This is a genomic window from Burkholderia ubonensis, assembly GCF_001718695.1.
Lineage (GTDB): Bacteria > Pseudomonadota > Gammaproteobacteria > Burkholderiales > Burkholderiaceae > Burkholderia > Burkholderia ubonensis_B.
Map to the genome: position 1 here is coordinate 2257578 of NZ_CP013420.1, position 18364 is coordinate 2275941.

General features: G+C 69.1%; 12 protein-coding genes, 3 pseudogenes and 1 riboswitch. Of the genes and pseudogenes, 3 read left to right on the plus strand and 12 right to left on the minus strand.

Annotated elements, in window-relative coordinates; all coding sequences use genetic code 11:
* Positions 1-133: 133 nt before the first annotated feature.
* Together WJ35_RS10395 and WJ35_RS10400 are read right to left on the minus strand one after the other, a co-directional pair.
* Positions 134-427: an H-NS family nucleoid-associated regulatory protein gene (locus WJ35_RS10395; protein ID WP_010092987.1), complete on the minus strand. Its 294-nt coding sequence runs from the start codon at positions 425-427 to the stop codon at positions 134-136.
* 345 nt (positions 428-772) lie between these two features.
* Complete coding sequence (locus WJ35_RS10400; RefSeq protein ID WP_069239115.1) at positions 773-1450, minus strand: HugZ family protein; 678 nt, start codon at positions 1448-1450, stop codon at positions 773-775.
* 315 nt (positions 1451-1765) lie between these two features.
* Between WJ35_RS10400 and WJ35_RS10405 the strand changes: the two genes are divergently transcribed.
* Entirely contained in the window at positions 1766-2980 is a 1215-nt protein-coding gene (locus WJ35_RS10405) for an MFS transporter (protein WP_069239116.1), read from the plus strand.
* 93 nt (positions 2981-3073) lie between these two features.
* Here the strand turns inward: WJ35_RS10405 and WJ35_RS10410 are convergent, their stop codons facing one another.
* Both WJ35_RS10410 and WJ35_RS10415 read right to left on the minus strand, forming a co-directional pair.
* Complete coding sequence (locus WJ35_RS10410; RefSeq protein ID WP_059530546.1) at positions 3074-4216, minus strand: branched-chain amino acid ABC transporter substrate-binding protein; 1143 nt, start codon at positions 4214-4216, stop codon at positions 3074-3076.
* 379 nt (positions 4217-4595) lie between these two features.
* Positions 4596-5675, minus strand: coding sequence for an NAD(P)H-dependent flavin oxidoreductase (locus tag WJ35_RS10415; protein ID WP_060234767.1), 1080 nt, complete (start codon positions 5673-5675; stop codon positions 4596-4598).
* A gap of 232 nt (positions 5676-5907) precedes the next feature.
* On the opposite strand from WJ35_RS10415, the pseudogene WJ35_RS10420 reads away from it, so the two are divergent.
* Positions 5908-6602: pseudogene (locus tag WJ35_RS10420) on the plus strand (dienelactone hydrolase family protein).
* Positions 6603-6680: 78 nt separating this feature from the next.
* Complete coding sequence (locus WJ35_RS10425) at positions 6681-8153, plus strand: amidase (RefSeq protein ID WP_069239427.1); 1473 nt, start codon at positions 6681-6683, stop codon at positions 8151-8153.
* A 12-nt stretch (positions 8154-8165) separates the two neighbouring features.
* Here WJ35_RS10425 and metF read toward each other — a convergent pair whose 3' ends face one another.
* The 8 genes and pseudogenes from metF to flhB form a co-directional block, all read right to left on the minus strand.
* Complete coding sequence (gene metF / locus WJ35_RS10430; protein ID WP_010092999.1) at positions 8166-8996, minus strand: methylenetetrahydrofolate reductase [NAD(P)H]; 831 nt, start codon at positions 8994-8996, stop codon at positions 8166-8168.
* Between the two features lie 27 nt (positions 8997-9023).
* A complete protein-coding gene (locus WJ35_RS10435) occupies positions 9024-9377 on the minus strand; it encodes a phage holin family protein (protein ID WP_010093000.1) in 354 nt (117 codons plus the stop codon).
* A 76-nt stretch (positions 9378-9453) separates the two neighbouring features.
* Positions 9454-10872 carry an adenosylhomocysteinase gene (gene ahcY / locus WJ35_RS10440; protein WP_060234764.1) on the minus strand — a complete coding sequence of 473 codons (1419 nt, stop codon included), beginning with the start codon at positions 10870-10872 and terminating at the stop codon, positions 9454-9456.
* 34 nt (positions 10873-10906) lie between these two features.
* Positions 10907-11025: riboswitch (S-adenosyl-L-homocysteine riboswitch) on the minus strand.
* A 94-nt stretch (positions 11026-11119) separates the two neighbouring features.
* Complete coding sequence (locus WJ35_RS10445) at positions 11120-11854, minus strand: RNA polymerase sigma factor FliA (protein WP_010093004.1); 735 nt, start codon at positions 11852-11854, stop codon at positions 11120-11122.
* A 22-nt stretch (positions 11855-11876) separates the two neighbouring features.
* A pseudogene (locus WJ35_RS10450) lies at positions 11877-12694 on the minus strand (MinD/ParA family ATP-binding protein).
* Positions 12687-14435: a flagellar biosynthesis protein FlhF gene (flhF, locus tag WJ35_RS10455; protein ID WP_060234762.1), complete on the minus strand. Its 1749-nt coding sequence runs from the start codon at positions 14433-14435 to the stop codon at positions 12687-12689. The pseudogene WJ35_RS10450 and the gene flhF overlap by 8 nt, the downstream one beginning before the upstream one ends.
* Positions 14432-16536: pseudogene (gene flhA, locus WJ35_RS10460) on the minus strand (flagellar biosynthesis protein FlhA). Before flhA ends, flhF begins: the two are co-directional and overlap by 4 nt.
* A 151-nt stretch (positions 16537-16687) precedes the next feature.
* Complete coding sequence (flhB, locus tag WJ35_RS10465) at positions 16688-17887, minus strand: flagellar biosynthesis protein FlhB (RefSeq protein ID WP_069239117.1); 1200 nt, start codon at positions 17885-17887, stop codon at positions 16688-16690.
* Positions 17888-18364: the final 477 nt, after the last annotated feature.

An 18364-nucleotide genomic window follows, 5' to 3' on the forward strand; every position in this document is an offset into this window, starting at 1 on the left:
GGGTCGCATTTTCATTCACGCCGACCGTGACGTTTCCGTGACATTTTCCTTACATTTTCGTATCACGATGCAAAAAAGGCCGCACTCCTCGACGGAGACGCGGCCTTCTTTCGGCACCGACTTAATCAGTCGTTTAAATCGCGAACTGTTCGCGGTTCTTGCCGGCGATCCAGCGCGGCGGCTTGCCGCGGCCCGACCACGTCGCGCCCGATTCCGGATCGCGGTATTTTGCCGCGACGCCGGCACGCGGACGGCCGACCTTGCCAGCCTTCGCACGGCTCAGGCCGAGCTCGGCGAGCGTAAAGCCGTAGTCAGCGATTTTCTGCTTCACGTCATTGAGGACTTCGGCGTATTCACGCGACTTCGCCTCTTCGATTTGCTTCTCCAGCTTTTCCCGCTGGGCCAGCAGGTCCTTGTAAGAAGACATAGTTTCCCTTTTATCTGACCAATGGCGCCGGTCTTGAGCCGGCTCACCATTCTTGAAATATTTGTGCCTCGGATTTTGAAGGCAGAGATTAGCACAAAACAGATTTGATAGAGCGCGTTTCACGAAAATACACAGATCGTTTTCAATTCGGCCGTGTCATTTTGACCTGCCGCGGCCTTATCTCAAATTTTTACGCGGTTGCATAGAGATTAGGACATTACCGATCCACTAATTGGACTTTCAGCATACGCAATTACCCTGCATCTGAAAAATCAAAGCTTTCATCAGACGACAGGTTTGCGAAAAAGTATGCAATAAAGCAATGCTATGCGCGGCGGTGCGACGTCACGCCGCAGCGTGCGCACTCGCAATCAATTGCTCGCTCAATTGCTCGCGCAGCGCAGCCGGGCCAGCGTCGGCCGGCAGCGGCGCGAACGGCGTGCGCAGCCGTCGGCCGTCGTGCCGCCAGTCGGCGCCGTAGCGGTCGACGCCCAGCAGGTCGAGCCCGGCGCGGCGCACGTCGCTCGACTCGTACGCATCCCATAAGGCGCGCTCGTCGTCGAAGCCGAGCGGCGCCCGCGCGTCGAGCGCCGTGCCGTCCACCCAGCCCATCCGGCCGAATCCGCCGATATAGCGCAGCCGCTCGACGTCGAGCGCCCAAAACGTGAAATCGCCGAGCGCGAGATAGCGCGCGGCGTCGGGTTCGTAGCGCAGGTAGCGCGCGACGAGATGCGGATCGGCGTCGACCGGCGCGAAGCGGCCGAGCAGCGTCGCGCGCTCGGCGTTCAGCACGTCGCCGTCCGGCGCGTCGACGACGAGAAAGCCCGCACGCGGATCGGCGGCGAGATTGCGCGTGTGCTCGGCGAGGCCGCTCACGAGGATCACGGGCCGGTGGCGCGCGTCCGGCGCGAACGGCACGACCGTCGGATACGGAAAGCCTTGCGGCTCGCGCGCGTGCGTCGCGAGCGTGCCGAGCGCGCAACGGTGCAGCAGGTGCAGGGCGATGGCGGGGTCGATGTTCACGAAAACTCCTGCGGTCGAAAGGCATGGAATGGAAATGTCAGCAGCGCGCGACGCCGATATGTCGCGCGCACGCAGCTTGCTGCATCGATGTTACTCGCGGCGGTCGCCGGCCGACCATTGGCCGAAAGGCAGATGAGGCGCGCGCCGGCACGCCCGCCAAGCCGGAAACGGCAGACGACATCTCGCTCGCCCGACACACTCCGAACGCCTGGAGCACCAGCCCACAACGCCGGCAAGATCGTAAGCGCTTCGATAGAATCGGACGAATCCAGCCAGCGCCGCGCGCCCATCCATCGCCCCACCCGAGAGCGTCCCGTGTCCGAATCTTCGTCCCGATCCCCGTCCGACTTCGCCGCGCCGCCCGACGCGCATCGCGCGCTCGCGTTGCCGGTTCGCCAGCGGGCCCGCACCGCCACGATGGCGCTGTTCTTCGTCGCCGGCATGATGTACGCGTCGTGGGGCGTGCACGTGCCGACCGTGCGCGACAAGTTCGCGCTGAGTCCCGCGCTGCTGTCCATCGCGCTGTTCGCGGTGGCCGGCGGCTCGATCGCCGCGATGCTGACCGTCGCGCGCTGGATCGCGCGCGTCGGCTCGCGCACCGCATGCCTCGCGGGCGGCCTCGTGATGTCGGCATGCGCGGCGCTGATCCTCGTGGTGCCCGACTATCCGCTGCTGCTCGCGGTGCTCGCGCTGTTCGGCTTCTCGATGGCGACGCTCGACGTCGCGATGAACGCCGAGGCGAGCGCGGTCGAGATCGCGCTCGGCAGGCCGATCATGTCGGCGCTGCACGGGATGTTCAGCGTCGGCGGGATGGCGGGCGCGGCGGCCGGCGGCGCGCTGCTGTCGGCCGGCATGGCGCCTGCCGCTCACCTCGCGCTCGCCGCTGCGGTCAGCGCCGCGGCGCTCGTCGCCGCGTGCCCGTCGGTGCTGCCGCACGTCCCGCATCACGCGCACGCGCACGGCGGCGGCAACCGCTGGCGCTCGCCCGCGCTGTGGATGCTCGGCGGCATCGCACTCGTGGCCCTCATCGCCGAAGGCGCGATGTACGACTGGGCGACCGTCTACATGCGCGACGTCGTCGCGGCCGGCCCCGCGCTCGCGAGCGCCGCGTATGCGGCCTTCTCCGGCGGCATGGCGGCCGCGCGCTTCGCCGGCGACGCGGTGCGCGCGCGCTTCGGCGCGCCGCAGCTCGTGTTCGCGAGCGCGTCGCTTGCGTGCGCGGGGATGATCGGCGCGCTGCTGCTGCCGCACCCGATCGCGGTGCTGACGGGTTTCACGCTGATGGGCCTCGGGCTCGCGAACATGATGCCGGTGCTGTTCGCCGCGGCCGCGCGCGTGAAGGGCATCCATGCGGCCGAAGGCCTCGCGCACGTGGCCGGCCTCGCCTATTTCGGACTGCTGTTCGGTCCGGTCGTGATCGGCGCGGTCGCGCAGGCCGCGAACCTGACGATCGGGCTCGCGGTCGTCGCGCTGTGCGCGGCGCTCGTCGCGGCCGTCGCGCCGAAGGTGCTCGCGCACCTGAAGATCTGACGGCAGGCCGGCACGCATGGCGTGCCCCGCAAAAAGAAACGCGCATGCGTTGCCGCATGCGCGTTTCTACCCCTGCTGTCGACCGCTCGCTGCTTACATCTTCACTTCGTCGAGGAACGTCTTCTTGCCGCCCTTGTAGTTGTAGAGCGAAATCACGCCGTGCTTCAGGTCGCCCTTCGAATCGAACGACGTCGTCCCGATCACGCCCGTGTAGTTCGTCTCCGGCATCGCCGCGAGGATCTTCGCCGGATCGGTCGAGTTCGCGCGCTTCATCGCGTCGGCGATGATGTACACCGCGTCATACGTGAACGGCGCGTAGATCTGGATCGGCTGGCCGAAGCGCTTCTCGTACTTCGCCTTGAACGCGGCGCCGCCCGGCATCTTCTCGAGCGAAGCCCCCGCTTCCGAGCACACGACGTTGTCGGTCGCGTCGCCGGCCAGGTCGGCCAGCTTCTCCGTGCACACGCCGTCGCCCGCGAGGATCTTCGCGCGCAGGCCGAGCTGCTTCGCCTGCTTCGCGAACGGGCCGCCCGTCGCGTCCATGCCGCCGTACATGATCGCGTCCGGATTCTCGCCCTTGATCTTGGTCAGAATCGCGCGGAAATCGACCGCCTTGTCGTTCGTCGCGTCGTGCGACATCACCTTCAGGCCGAGCGCCTTGGCCTTCTTCTCGAACTCGTTCGCGAGACCCTGGCCGTAGGCGGTCGAATCGTCGACCACCGCAACGCTCTTGATGCCCTTCGAATGCGCGTAGTTCGCAAGTGCCGGGCCCTGCTGCGCATCGGTCGCGACGACGCGGTACGTCGTCTTGAAGCCTTGCTGCGTGTAAGCCGGGTTGGTCGCCGACGGCGAGATCTGCACGATGCCGGAATCGCTGTAGATCTTCGACGCCGGGATCGAGGTGCCCGAGTTCAGGTGGCCGACCACCGCGGCGACCTTGTCGTCGACGAGCTTCTGCGCGACCTGCGTCGCCTGCCGCGGGTCGGCCGCGTCATCCTGCGCATCGAGCTGCAGCGTGATTTTCTGGCCGCCGACCGTGAGACCCTTCGCGTTGATTTCCTCGACGGCGAGACGCGCGCCGTTTTCATTGTCCTTGCCGAGGTGTGCAATGCCGCCCGTCAACGGCGCGACGTGGCCGATCTTGACGACTTGATCGGCGGACGCGTTGCCTGCGGCAGCAACGCACAGCGTTGCCGCTGCGGCGATCGGCAGCAACTTTTGCATCTTGATATTCATATAAGTCTCCAGTTTCGATCCCAAAAACGCCATCGCCCCGTGCCCCGCTGCCATCCCTGTGCTTGCCATCACTGGACGATTCGCCGGTTGCATCGTTCATGCACTTGGCCTCAAGCACGCGAAGCGGTCGCTTTTAGCAGCCGCCCACCCGTACTTGCGCCGAAGTGTAGGTGATCAAATTAATTTGTGGGACTTTTTTGGGGTAGTGGTAACACTACCGATGCAAGCATGTATCGGGCCACCCTCGGACCTCGCGGCAACGCCCGCCGGATAAGGGTTACCGCTAGTTCCGACACCTTATTGAAAGGCTTTTACAAGGCGCTCGCGCAACATTCCCGATCATCATTTTGAGCATTGGATCGCGACGCCGGACGCGCGCTCAGCGGGCCGCCGCACGCCATTCGGCGTCGAGCGCATCGATCAATTGCGACGTCGTCAGTGCGTCGCCGCGCCGCCGCGCGAGCGGCGCGCCCTGCCCGGCCCACAGCGACAGATAGTCGCCGTCGTTCGCGCGCGCGGCGGCCTGGCGCAGCGGCTGCGTCAGCGCGTTCTGCACCGGATACGGCGCGACGTCGCCAAGGCGCTCGCCGAGCCGCGCCATCAGCGTGTTGCGCAGCCCGCGCGCATGACGCCCGGTGATCGCGCGCGTGACCTGCGTCGACGTGTCCGTGCTCGCGAGCAACCGCGCTTTCCAGTCGGCGGCGATCGCGCTTTCCGCGCACGTCAGGAACGCGGTGCCGAGCTGCGCGGCCTGCGCGCCGAGCGCGAGCGCCGCCGCGATGCCGCGGCCGTCCATGATGCCGCCCGCCGCGAGCACGGGCAGCCCGGTCGCGTCGACGAGCTGCGGCACGAGCGCGAGCGTGCCGATCAGCGCGTCGTCGGCCGCGCCGATGAACGTCCCGCGATGGCCGCCCGCCTCGGCGCCCTGCGCGGACAGCGCGTCGGCGCCGGCCGCCTTCCAGGCGAGCCCTTCCGCGACATGCGTCGCGGTGCCGATCACGTAGGTGCCGGCCGCCTTCAGACGGGCGACGTCGGCCGCGTCGAGCACGCCGAACGTGAAGCTCGCGACCGGCACGCGCAGCGACACGAGCATGTCGAGCTGTGCGCGAAAATCGGGCGCGAAGCGCGCGGGCGCGACGCCCGGCGGCAGGCCGAGCGCCGCGTTGAGCGGATCGATCGCGGCGAGCGCGCGCGCGATCGTCGCCGCGTCGGGCACGAGCTCCGGCAGCACGAACAGGTTGACGGCGAACGGGCGGTCGGTGGCCGCGCGGATCTGCGCGACCTCGTCGGCGAGGCGTTCGGGCGCGAACGCGCCGCCGCCGAGGCTGCCGAGCGCGCCGGCGTTCGATGCGGCGGCGACCATCGCGGGCGTGGTCGCGCCGACCATGGGCGCCTGCACGAGCGGCAGGCGCAGGCCGAAGCGTTCGGCGAACGGCGTGGACAGGGAGCGGGCTGACATGAGCGGATCCTTCGGTGGCGCGCGAAAGCGCGTTGTAATGGGTCGATGCGTTCGACTCTACCGAAGCGCCGCACCACCGAAAAATGAATAATCGTGAACGGAACGTTCGCTGCGCGAGAAGCGAACGGCGCGCGCTGCCACCGCTTCTCGCCGATCGGTGGCACACTAGACCGTCCCTTTTTTCAATCCCGAGAGGCGCGCGCCGCGCGGCCTCGCTCGCCAGGAGTGCACCTTGACAGCCCAATGGATCGACATCCCGACCGGTAACGACAGCTTCGGCGGCTATCTCGCGCTGCCGCGGCGCGGCAAGGGTCCCGCCGTCATCATCGTGCAGGAGATCTTCGGCGTGAACGCGCATATCCGCTCGGTCGCCGACCAGTACGCGGCCGACGGCTACGTCGCACTCGCGCCGGACGTGTTCTGGCGCACCCAGCCGCGCGTCGAGCTGGCCTACGAAGGCGCGGACCGCGACAAGGGCATCGAGCTGCTGCAGAAGACCGACGTGAACCTCGCGGTCGCGGACGTCGCCGCGGCGGCCGACCTGCTGCGCACGCGGCGCCCGAAGCCGGCGGCAAGGTCGCCGCGATCGGCTACTGCTTCGGCGGCCGCCTCGCGTATCTCGCGGCCGCGACCGGCAAGATCGACGCCGCGGTCGCCTATTACGGCGGCCGCATCCAGAACGCGCTCGACGTCGCGGGCAAGGTCACGCAGCCGATCCTGTTCCATTACGCGGAAAACGACCACGCGATCCCGCTGGCGGCGGTCGACCAGGTGAAGGCCGCGTTCGCCGGCCGCGACAACGCCGCGTTCCATCTGTACCCGGGCGCCGAGCACGGCTTCAACTGCGCCGAGCGCGCGTCGTACAACCAGCGCGCAGCGGCGCTCGCGCACGGCCGCACGCTCACGTTCCTGGCCGAACAGCTGTAGTCGCAGCCGGCGGCCCCGGCACGCCGCGGCCGCGTTATCCTCGCTCGATCGTCACGCGTCACAACGGGGGTGAGCGCGATGCAGTCGGACTATCTCGGATATGACGCGATCGGCCTCGCCGCGCTGGTGCGCGAGCGCGCCGCGAGCCCGCGCGAGCTGATCGACGCCGCGATCGGGCAGGCCGAAGCGGTCAATCCCGCGATCAACGCGGTCGTGCTGCAGGATTACGACACCGCGCGCGAGCGCGCCGCCGCGCTGTGCGAATCCGGCGGCCCGTTCGCGGGCGTGCCCTATCTCGTCAAGGATCTCGGCGCGGCGGTCGCGGGGCTGCCGCTGTCGATGGGCAGCCGGCACTACCGGTATTTCGTGCCCGACGCCGATTCGCCGCTGATCGCGAAAAGCCGCGCGGCAGGGCTCAACGTCTTCGGCAAGACCAACACGTCCGAAATCGGCCAGATGCCGTATACCGAGCCGGAGCTGTTCGGCGCGTGCCGCAACCCGTGGAGCCTCGACCACACGCCCGGCGGCTCGAGCGGCGGCGCGGCCGCGGCCGTCGCGGCCGGCATCGTGCCGCTCGCGCACGCGTCCGACGGCGGCGGCTCGATCCGCATTCCCGCGTCGTGCTGCGGGCTGTTCGGCCTCAAGCCGAGCCGCAACCCGGCGCTCGTCGACATCCCGACGAACGGCGATCTGGTCGTCCAGCACGCGGTCGCGCGCAGCGTGCGCGACAGCGCGCTGCTGCTCGACGTCACGACCGGCCGGCCGCTGCCGCCCGGCGCGCCCGGCACCTTCCTCGGCGCGCTCGACGCGCCGCCCGCCGCGCTGCGGATCGGCCTCGTCACCCACCCGATGCTCGCGCCGGCGCTCGCCGACGATACGCGCGCGGCGCTCGACGACGCCGCCGCGCTCGTCGCGTCGCTCGGCCACCACGTCGAGCCGGCGGCGCTGAACCTCGACTACGCGCGCATCGGCGAGACTTTCCTGACGCTGTGGGCGACGATCGCCGAGGAGATGGTGCTCGGCGCGCGCACGCTGACGGGCCGCACGCCGCAACGCGGCGAATTCGAGGCGGCGACGTGGGCGATGGCCGTGGTCGGCCGGCGGCTCGCGCGCACGCGGCTGCCGGACGTGCTCGAGTGGCAGCGCCAGCTCACCGTGCAGGTCGCGCGCGCCGCCGCGCGCTACGACGTGCTGCTGTGCGCGTCGCTCGCCGGCCCGCCGGTCAAGATCGGCGAGCTGCAGCCGACGCCGTTCGAGCATGCGCAGATGAAGCTGCTCGCGGCGCTGCCGATCAAGCCGCTGCTGAAGGAGATGCTCGCGAAGGCGTCGCAGAAGACGTTCGCGTGGGCCGGCTGCACCGAGCTCTTCAACCTGACCGGCCAGCCGGCGATGTCGGTGCCGCTCTACTGGAACGCGCGCGGCCTGCCGATCGGCGTGCAGTTCGCCGCGCGCCACGGCGACGACGCGCTGCTGCTGAAGCTCGCGCGGCAGCTCGAACAGGCGCGGCCGTGGTTCGACCGCCGGCCGCCGCTGATGCAGGCGCGGGGGTGATGCGCGCGGCGTTTACACGCCGAGCCGTTCGCAGATCGTCTTGGTCGCGGCCGCGCTGTTCAGCGTATAGAAATGCAGCCCCGGCACGCCGGCGTCGAGCAGCCGCTGGCACAGGCCCGTGACGACGTCCGCGCCGAATGCGCGGATCGCGTCGCGATCGTCGCCGAAGCTCTCGAGCCGGCGCGCGATCCAGCGCGGCACCTCGGCGCCGCACATCTCGGAGAAGCGCATCAGCTGCGAGAAGTTCGTGATCGGCATGATGCCCGGCACGATCGGCACCTCGACGCCGAGCTTGCGCGCGTCGTCGACGAAGCGGAAATACGCGTCCGCGTTGAAGAAATACTGCGTGATCGCGGAATTCGCGCCGGCCTTCACCTTGCGCGCGAAGTTCTCGAGATCGGCCTTCGGCGAGCGCGACTGCGGATGGTATTCCGGATAGCCGGCGACCTCGATGCGGAACCAGTCGCCGTGCTCCGCGCGGATGAAGCTGACCAGCTCCGACGCGTAGCGCAGCTCGCCGACCTCGCCCATGCCGGACGGCAGGTCGCCGCGCAGCGCGACGATGTGGCGGATGCCGTGCGAGCGGTACTGGTCGAGGATCGCGCGCAGGCTGTCCTTCGACGAGCCGATGCACGACAGGTGCGGCGCGGCCTCGAGGCCGTCCTTCTGCATGTCGAGCACGGTATCGAGCGTGCCCTGCTGCGTCGAGCCGCCGGCGCCGAACGTCACGGAGACGAATTTCGGCTTCAGCGGCAGCAGCTGCGCACGGGTCGCGCGCAGCTTCTCGACGCCTTCCGCCGTCTTCGGCGGGAAGAATTCAAACGAGAGTTCGATCGGTTTCATGATTCAGAAGACGCTGGACTTGCCCGCTCAGCCGATGTTGCGCTGGCCGAAGATGAGGGCGGACAGCAGCCAGGACACGATGCTGTACAGGATCGAACCGAAGAATGCGGACCAGAACCCGGATACCTCGAAGCCCTTGAGCAGCGACGACGCGAACCAGAAGCACAGCGCGTTGACGACGAGGATGAACAGCCCGAGCGTGACGACCGTGACGGGCAGCGTCAGCAGGATCAGCACCGGCCGGATCACCGTGTTGATCAGCCCCAGCACGACCGCGACGATCAGCGCGGTGCCGAAGCTCTTGATGTGGATCGACGGCACCAGGTAGGTGATGATCAGCAGCGCGAGGGCATTGATGATCCAGGACAGGATGACGCTCATGTAATGCTCCGGTTCGGTGGACGCTCGGACGGCGCGGCGCCGCCGCCGCGCCGGTGGCGGGCGGCGGCTTGCCGCATCAGTAGCGGTAGTGGTTCGGCTTGAACGGGCCTTCCTTCGCCACGCCGATGTACGCCGCCTGCTCGTCCGACAGCACCGACAGGTTCGCGCCGATGCGCGCGAGGTGCAGGCGCGCGACCTTCTCGTCGAGGTGCTTCGGCAGCACGTACACCTTGTTCTCGTACTCGCCGCCGCGCGTGAACAGCTCGATCTGCGCGAGGGTCTGGTTCGCGAACGAGTTCGACATCACGAACGACGGGTGGCCGGTCGCGCAGCCGAGGTTCACGAGGCGGCCTTCGGCCAGCAGGATGATGCGCTTGCCGTCCGGGAAGATGATGTGGTCGACCTGCGGCTTGATGTTTTCCCACTGGTACTGGCGGGTCGACGCGACGTCGATTTCCGAGTCGAAGTGGCCGATGTTGCAGACGATCGCGTTGTGGCGCATCGCCTTCATGTGATCGTGGTTGATCACGTGGTAGTTGCCGGTCGCCGTCACGAAGATGTCGGCCTTGTCCGCCGCGTATTCCATCGTCACGACGCGGTAGCCTTCCATCGCCGCCTGCAGCGCGCAGATCGGATCGATCTCGGTGACCCACACGGTCGCGCCCAGGCCGCGCAGCGACTGCGCGCAGCCCTTGCCCACGTCGCCGTAGCCCGCGACGACCGCGACCTTGCCCGCGATCATCACGTCGGTCGCGCGCTTGATGCCGTCGACGAGCGACTCGCGGCAGCCGTACAGGTTGTCGAACTTCGACTTCGTGACCGAGTCGTTCACGTTGAACGCCGGGAACGGCAGGCGGCCGTCCTTTTCCATCTGGTACAGGCGGTGCACGCCGGTCGTCGTTTCCTCGGTGACGCCCTTGATGTGCGCGAGGCGCTTCGAGTACCAGTTCGCGTCGACGTCGAGGTGCTTCGCGATCGACTTGTACAGCGCGACTTCTTCCTCGTTGGCCGGCTTGGCGATCACCGAACGGTCCTTCTCGGCCTTCGAGCCGAGGATCAGCAGCAGCGTCGCGTCGCCGCCGTCGTCGAGGATCATGTTCGCGAACTCGCCGTTCGGCCATTCGAAGATGCGGTGCGAGAATTCCCAGTATTCGTCGAGCGACTCGCCCTTGAACGCGAACACCGGCGTGCCGGACTCGACGATCGCGGCGGCGGCGTGGTCCTGCGTCGAGAAGATGTTGCACGATGCCCAGCGGACTTCGGCGCCGAGCGCCTTCAGCGTCTCGATCAGCACGCCGGTCTGGATCGTCATGTGCAGCGAGCCCGCGATGCGCGCGCCCTTCAGCGGCTGCTGCGCCTTGTATTCGTCGCGGATCTGCACGAGGCCCGGCATTTCGGTCTCGGCGATGTTCAGTTCCTTGCGGCCCCACCCGGCAAGCGCCATGTCGGCGACGACGTAATCGTTGGAAGCTTTGGAATCGATGACGGCGTTCATCACGCCCTCCTTTCTAAAAAAGTTCTAGAAAATGGTGACGTGAGCGCCGTTCAGGAAGCGGGAGCCGGCGCATTGCGCCGCGGCCCGGCCGCTTGGTGAAGCTTTCCGAGCCTGGCGGACGCTGGACGGTCCGTCGCAACGCTCCTCGGAAAACGGGTGGGATTGTAGCAAATCGTGGCGAGAAATGTGGGGTTGGGCGGGCGGCCGCACGCGCGGCGTCGGCGCGCGCGACGCCCGCCGCTGCCGCTCAGTTCTCCGCGCCGACCCACGCCTGCTCGCGCAGCCGCGCGCGCAGCCGCGCGACCGCCTGGCTGTGCAGCTGGCACACGCGCGATTCGCTCACTTCGAGCACTGCGCCGATCTCGCGCAGGTTCAGCCCGCGTTCGTAGTACAGCGACATCAGCAGCTTCTCGCGCTCCGGCAGCCGCTCGATCGCCTCGATCAGCGCCTCGCGCAGGTGCTCGTCGAGCAGCGACGACAGCGGATCGGCGTGATCGACGCGATAGCGGTCGAGGAACGGCTCGTCGTCGGCCGCGCGGTCGAAATCCTCGTAGTAGATGAGCTGGCTGCCGTGCAGGTCCTGCAGCATCCCCTGGTATTCGTCGAGCGGCATGTTCAGGTGCTGCGCGATCTCGGCCTCGCTCGCCGCGCGGCCGAGGTGCTGCTCGACCTGGTGCACCGCATGCTCGACCTCGCGCGACGTCTTGCGCAGGCTGCGCGGCAGCCAGTCGTTGCTGCGCAGCTCGTCGAGCATCGCGCCGCGGATCCGCTGCGTCGCGTAGGTCTCGAACTGCGCGCCCTGGTCTTCCTTGTAGCGCCCGGCCGCGTCCATCAGGCCGATCATCCCGGCCTGGATCAGGTCGTCGAGATCGACGCTCGCCGGCATCTTCGCGACGAGCTGCAGGCCCAGGCGGCGCACGAGCGGCGCGTATTGCGCGAGCACGTCGGCCTGCGAAATCTTTCCTTGAGCGTTGTACATCATGGCTCTCTCCTTCCGGTGGCCCTCACGCGGCGTGCGCCGCGCCCGCCTCGAACGACGTGCTGCCGCCCGCGCCCGCGCCGCGCCGGCGCCCGGCCGCGGACGCAGCGGCCAGTACAGCAGGTCGGCGGCAATCTGCCGGTAATCGCGCGCGGCCGGCGACGACGGAAACGCGTCGACCGCCGTGCGCACGAGCTCGCGCGCATGCTCGACGAGCGGATCGGCGCTCACGCAGCCCGCGTCGGTGATCGACACGGTCAGGTAGCGGCTCGCGACGCCCGCGAGGTTGTCGAACGCGGTCTTCGCGTCGGCGTGGCTGCCGACGTGGTTGGTCAGCACGCGGAACTGCGCGATCGCATGCGCGAAATGCAGCCGCTTCATGCACGCGTACGCCTCGGTGATCGCCTGCGCGGCGACGCGCGTGACGATCAGCACGTCGTGCGCTTCGCGCGCGAGCGCCGAGAACCCGCCGTCGGCGTCGAGCTGCGCGTCGACGAGCACGATGTCGGCCGGGCCGTCGACGAAATCGCTGAGCTGCGCGTCGCTGTAGCCCGCGCGCGCGAGCCGCGACGCGGCGCACACGCCGAACCCGGCGGACACGCGCGCGCGCTCGCCGTCCCGCAGCCAGGAGCCGGCGAGCGTCGCGGCGGCCGAATGCACGTTCGCGCGCTCGTCGACGACGAGCACGTCCTTGCCCAGCGCGGCCAGCGCCGCGGCCAGGTTCACGACGGTCGACGTGCAGCCGACGCCCGCCGGCCCGCCCGCCACCGCGACGATCCTCGAAGCGCGCCCGGCCAGCAGGCGCCGCAATCCTTCGGCCTGGTCGATCATCCTTTTATCCAAAGCGCACCTCGTGCAGCTCGGCGGTCGAACGTGCGGTCAACGCGGAAAGCAGCGTCGGCATGTCCTCGTCCTGCGGCACGAAGGGCGAGCCGTCGCGCGGCACACAGAAGGCACTCTTCATCAGGAATTTCTTCGTCGCGACGTACAGGTTCTCCGGCACCTTCTGGCCGGTCGACACGTAGTGGACGGGCAGCTTGTAGCGGATCACCGTGTCGAGCACGCCGCCGAGGTGGGTCGCCTCGTCGAGCTTCGTGAGAATGCAGCCGGCGAGCTCCGGGGATGCCGCGTCCGGATGGCCGGCCGCGCTGCGGTAGGCCTGCACGACCTCGTTGAGCGTGTCGCCGTGGCTCGTCGCGTTGAGCAGCAGGAGGCGCTGCACCGGCGTGTTCGCGCCGTGCAGCATCGCGATCTGGTCGGACACCGCACGGTCGCGCTGGCTCATGCCGATCGTGTCGATCAGCACGATGTGCTTGTTGCGCAGCTCGGACAGCGCGAGCTGCAGGTCGCCGGCATCCTTCACCGCGTGCACGGGCACGCCGAGGATCTTGCCGAAGATCCGCAGCTGCTCGTGGCCGCCGATCCGGTAGCTGTCGGTCGTGAGCAGCGCGACCTTGCTCGCGCCGAAGCGCATCACGCAGCGCGCGGCGAGCTTCGCGGTGGTGGTCGTCTTGCCGACGCCCGTCGGCCCCATCAGCGCGAACACGCCGCCGCGCTCCATCAGCGCTTCCTCGCTGTCGAGCACCGGCAGGTTCGACTCGAGCACCGACTGCGCCCATTCGGCCGCCTGCTCGAACGTCTGCTCGCCTTCGCCCTGCGGCAGGTTGTCGACCATCATCCGCACGAGCTGCGCGGAGAAGCCGGCCGCGAACAGATGCTTCGTCAACGCGCCGTGCACCGGGCTGCGGCGCTGGCGCTCGTGCCACATCAGGCTGTCGAACTGCTCCTCCATCATCCCGCGCAGCGAGCCGAGCTCGTTCATCACCGTGTCGTTGACGATCCGCTCGATGCGCGCCTTCACCGCGTCGGCCACCGCGGCGGCCGTGTCTTCAGTCACGCGCGCGCGGTCCGCCGCCTTCGGGGCGGGCGCGTCGGCGCCGCGGCGCGGCGCGGCGTCGTCCGCCGGCACGCGGCGCGCGACGTTGCGCACGATGTCGCGCGCCCACTCGGGCGGCGTCGCTTCGTGCGCGGCGCGCGGCGCAACTTCCTGCGCCGGCGTCGCCTGCGCGCGCGCGATCAGCGCTTCGCGCTGCTGCGTCAGGCGCTTCGCGTGCTCGACGAGCCACGGCGCGGGTTCGGAAGGGGGGGCGGGCGATCCCGCGGCAGGCGATCCCGCGGCAGGCACTCGTGCGGCGAACGATCCCGCGGCCGGCGCAGCGGCGGCGGCAGAGCCCGCCACCGGCGCCGCCGGCGCGTCGGTCGTCTCGGCGCTCGCGCCGAACACCGACGAGAACACGTCCGGCAAGCCGCCGTCGCCCATCGCATACGGATTGACGGCCGCCCGCGGCGCCGTGCCCGCGGGCGCCGGCGCGCCGGCCCGGAACGCCGCGCCGGGCAGCGCGACGACGTCGGCCGCGCCCGGCGGCGTGATCGCCGACAGTTCGGCGTCGGCGAGCGCGACGATTTCGACACTGCCGTCATCGAGCGTGCGGTTCGACAGCACGACGGCGTCGGCGCCGAGCGCCTCGCGCACGAGCCGCAGCGCGTCGCGGCTCGTCGGCCCGGTGAATTTGCGAATGTTCAAGCGGAACCCCCGATGACGTTAACGACCTTGATCGTGCGTGTATCCGGCACTTCGGCATACGACAGCACTTTCAATTGCGGCAGGCTGCGGCGCAGGAAGCGCGCGAGCATCGCGCGCAGCGCGTGCTGCACGAGCAGCACGGGCGGCAGCCCGAGATTCTGTTGACGCAGCATCGCTTGCTGCGTGCCGGTCAGGAGTGAAAATGCGCGAGGCCGGGCTCGAGACCCGGGTTCGCGCCCGTGGCGAGCGCCTGCGACAGCACGCGCTCGAGATTCGCGTCGAGGCCCATCACCTGCATCTCGCCCGAGCCCGGGTACCACTGCTGCGTGATCGCGCGGCCGAGCGCGAGCCGCACCGCGGCCGTGATGTCGTACGCGTCGGTGATGCGGCCGGCGTGCTCGGACACGGCTTCGAGGATCGTGCGCATGTCGCGGATCGGCACGCCTTCCTCGAGCAGGTTCTGCAGCACCTTCTGCAGCGTCGTCAGCGAGATCGTCTTCGGCACGAGGTCCTCGACGAGCGACGGCGCGTCCTTGCCGGTGCGCTCGATCAGCGCCTGCACTTCCTGGCGGCCGAGCAGCTCGGCCGCGTGCTGGACGACCAGATGGTTCAGGTGGGTCGCGACGACCGTGCTCGCGTCGACCACCGTGTAGCCGTACACCTGCGCCTGCTCGCGCATCGCGACGTCGACCCACACGGCCGGCAGCCCGAACGCCGGGTCGGTGGTCGGCACGCCGGGCAGCGCGGCCGTCACCTGGCCCGGGTTGATCGCGAGCCACTGGCCCGGAAACACTTCGCCGATGCCGATCTCGACGCCCTTCAGCGCGATCCGGTAGCCGTTCGGCCGCAGTTCGAGGTTGTCGCGGATGTGGATCACGGGCGGCAGGAAGCCGATTTCCTGCGCGAATTTCTTGCGGATGCTCTTGATCCGCTTGAGCAGCTCGCCGTCGCTGTTCTTGTCGACGAGCGGGATCAGCCGGTAGCCGACTTCGAGGCCGAGCGGGTCGATCAGCTGCACGTCGTCCCAGGTCGCCTCGTGGCTGTCGGCGGGCAGCGCGGCGGGCGGCGCGATCTCGGTGACGTCGCCGGCCGCCTTGCGGGCCGCCGCGCGCTTCGTCTGCGTGCGGGCGAACCAGATCGCGCCGCCGCCGAGCAGCAGGAACGCGAAGTGCGGCATGCCGGGGATCAGCCCCATGATCAGGATGATCGCGCCGGTGATCGCCAGCACGCGCGGGTTCGCGAACAGCTGGCCGGTGATCTGCGTGCCGATGTCCTCGTCGGTCGCGACGCGCGACACGATCACGCCGGCCGCGGTCGAGATCACGAGCGACGGGATCTGCGCGACGAGGCCGTCGCCGATCGTCAGCAGCGTGTAGTTCGTGCCGGCCGCCGCGAACGTCATGTCGTGCTGGATCATCCCGACGATCAGCCCGCCGATCACGTTGATCGCCATGATGATCAGGCCCGCGATCGCATCGCCGCGCACGAACTTCGACGCGCCGTCCATCGATCCGTAGAACTCGGCTTCCTGCGCGACCGCGGTGCGGCGCTTTCTCGCCTGCTCCTCGTTGATGAGGCCCGCGTTCAGGTCGGCGTCGATCGCCATCTGCTTGCCGGGCATCGCGTCGAGCGTGAAGCGCGCGGACACTTCGGCGATCCGCCCCGCGCCCTTCGTGATCACCATGAAGTTGATGATCATCAGGATCACGAACACGACGATGCCGACCGCGAAGTTGCCGCCGACGAGGAAGTGGCCGAACGCCTCGATCACCTGGCCGGCCGCGTCCGGGCCCGTGTGGCCCTCGAGCAGCACGACGCGGGTCGACGCGACGTTCAGCGACAGGCGCAGCAGCGTCGAGAACAGCAGCACGCTCGGGAACGCCGCGAAGTCGAGCGGCTTCATCGTGTACATGCTGACGAGCAGCACCATCACGGACAGCGCGATGTTGAACGTGAACAGCAGATCCAGCAGCAGCGGCGGCAGCGGCAGGATCATCATCCCCAGGATCATGCAGATGAGGATCGGGCCCGCGAGCGCGCGCAGGTTGGTGCCCGCGAGCAGGTTCGGGCGCTTCGCGAACAGGCCGGCCGGCGTGCTCATGCTGCCTCCCGCCGGGCCGCCCCAAGGGGCGTAGCGGGGAATTCGCGGAGCATGGCTCCGCGCCCGCGCAGCCGGCCGGCTTTGCAAAGCCGGCCGTGGACGGCAGCCGCCCCCTCGGGGGGCAGCGAACGAATGTGAGCGTGGGGGCTAATCATGCGTTACCCCCTTGCGCGCCGAGCACGTCTTCGGCTTCCTCGCGCTCGTCGGCGGCGGACACCGACGCGCCCTTGTCGAGTTCGGCCGGCACGTCGAGATCGACCGGCGCCGCCGGGAACGCGCCGCCTTCCGAACGGAAGCGCTTGAGCTGGTACACCCACGCGAGCACCTCGGCGACGGCCGAGTACAGCGAGCCGGGAATCTCGCGTTCGAGTTCGACGTTGTGATACAGCGCCCGCGCGAGCGGCGGCGCTTCGAGCAGCGGCACGTTGTGCTCGGCCGCGAGCTCGCGGATGCGCGCGGCGACGAGGTTCACGCCCTTCGCGACGACCTTCGGCGCGCGCATCGCGCCGTCCGTGTATTGCAGCGCGACGGCGAAGTGCGTCGGGTTCGTGACGACGACGTCGGCCTTCGGCACGGCCGCCATCATCCGGCGCCGCGCGATCGCACGCTGCTGCTGGCGAATCCGGCCCTTCACGTGCGGATCGCCTTCGTTCTCGCGATGCTCGCGCTTCACTTCTTCCTTCGTCATGCGCAACTTCTTGTTGTACTGCCAGAGTTGATACGGCACGTCGAGCGCGGCGACGACCAGCATCCCGGCGACCGTGGTGCCGCAGCACACGGCAACGAGGTGCAGCGCGTCGGCGAGCGCCGCGTGCAGCGGCTGCATCGCGAGGCCGAGCAGTTCGTCCTTGCTGCGCCAGATCGCGATGCCGCCGATCCCGCCGACGACCAGCGTCTTCGCGAGCGACATGCCGAGCTGGATCGGCCCCTGGACCGAGAAGATCCGGCCGAGGCCCGTGATCGGGTTCAGGCGGTCGAGCTTCAGCTCGAACGTCTTCGACGAGATCAGCCAGCCGCCGAGCGCCATCGGCGCGAGCAGCGCGGCGAGGCCCGTGAGGGCGAGGATCGGCAGCACCGCGGCGAGGCCTTCGGCGCTCGCCGTGCCGGCGGCCGACAGCATCCGGTGCGTGTCGAACGCGGTCGCGCGGTCGAAGGTGAACGCACTGCGCAGCATCGTCTGCAGATGGGCGCCCGACGGCCCCGACACGAGCCACGTGCCGTAGAAGCCCGACGCGAGCAGCGCGAACGAAGCCAGCTCGCGCGAGCGCGCGACCTGCCCCTCCTCGCGCGCCTTCTCGCGGCGCCTGGGAGTGGCGGCTTCGGTTTTGTCGAGATCGCTCTCGTCTGCCACGGGGCCTCCAGACGGGTACGGCGGGATGCCGCTTTCCAGTGACACCGATTATTCATGGACGCGTCAAACGCCGATCGGTCGAGCAAAGCCTGGAAAGGGGGGTATTTCGGAGAATCGGGTGAGGGCGTGCGGCAGGCGGTGGGCGGCGGGGGTTCGGCGATGGATGGGGGGATGCTGCGGCGGCGGGACACGCGTTCGCGGGTGGGCGATGCGGGGGAAATGCGGTGGGGATGGAGGGAGCCGAGGGTTGGCGGGCCGGCTAAGGCTGAGGCTGAGGCTGAGGCTGAGGCTGAGGCTGAGGCGGCTGAGGCGGCTGAGGCGGCTGAGGCGGCTGAGGCGGCTGAGGCGGCTGAGGCGGCGGTGGGCGGTGGGAGCGGACGGCGGGCGGGCCGGAGTATTTAAGCCTGAGCCAGCGACCGAATCACCGCCCCAGCGTTGGTCTGCGTGTTGGCCCCGGCGCGAGCCGGAGCCCAACCC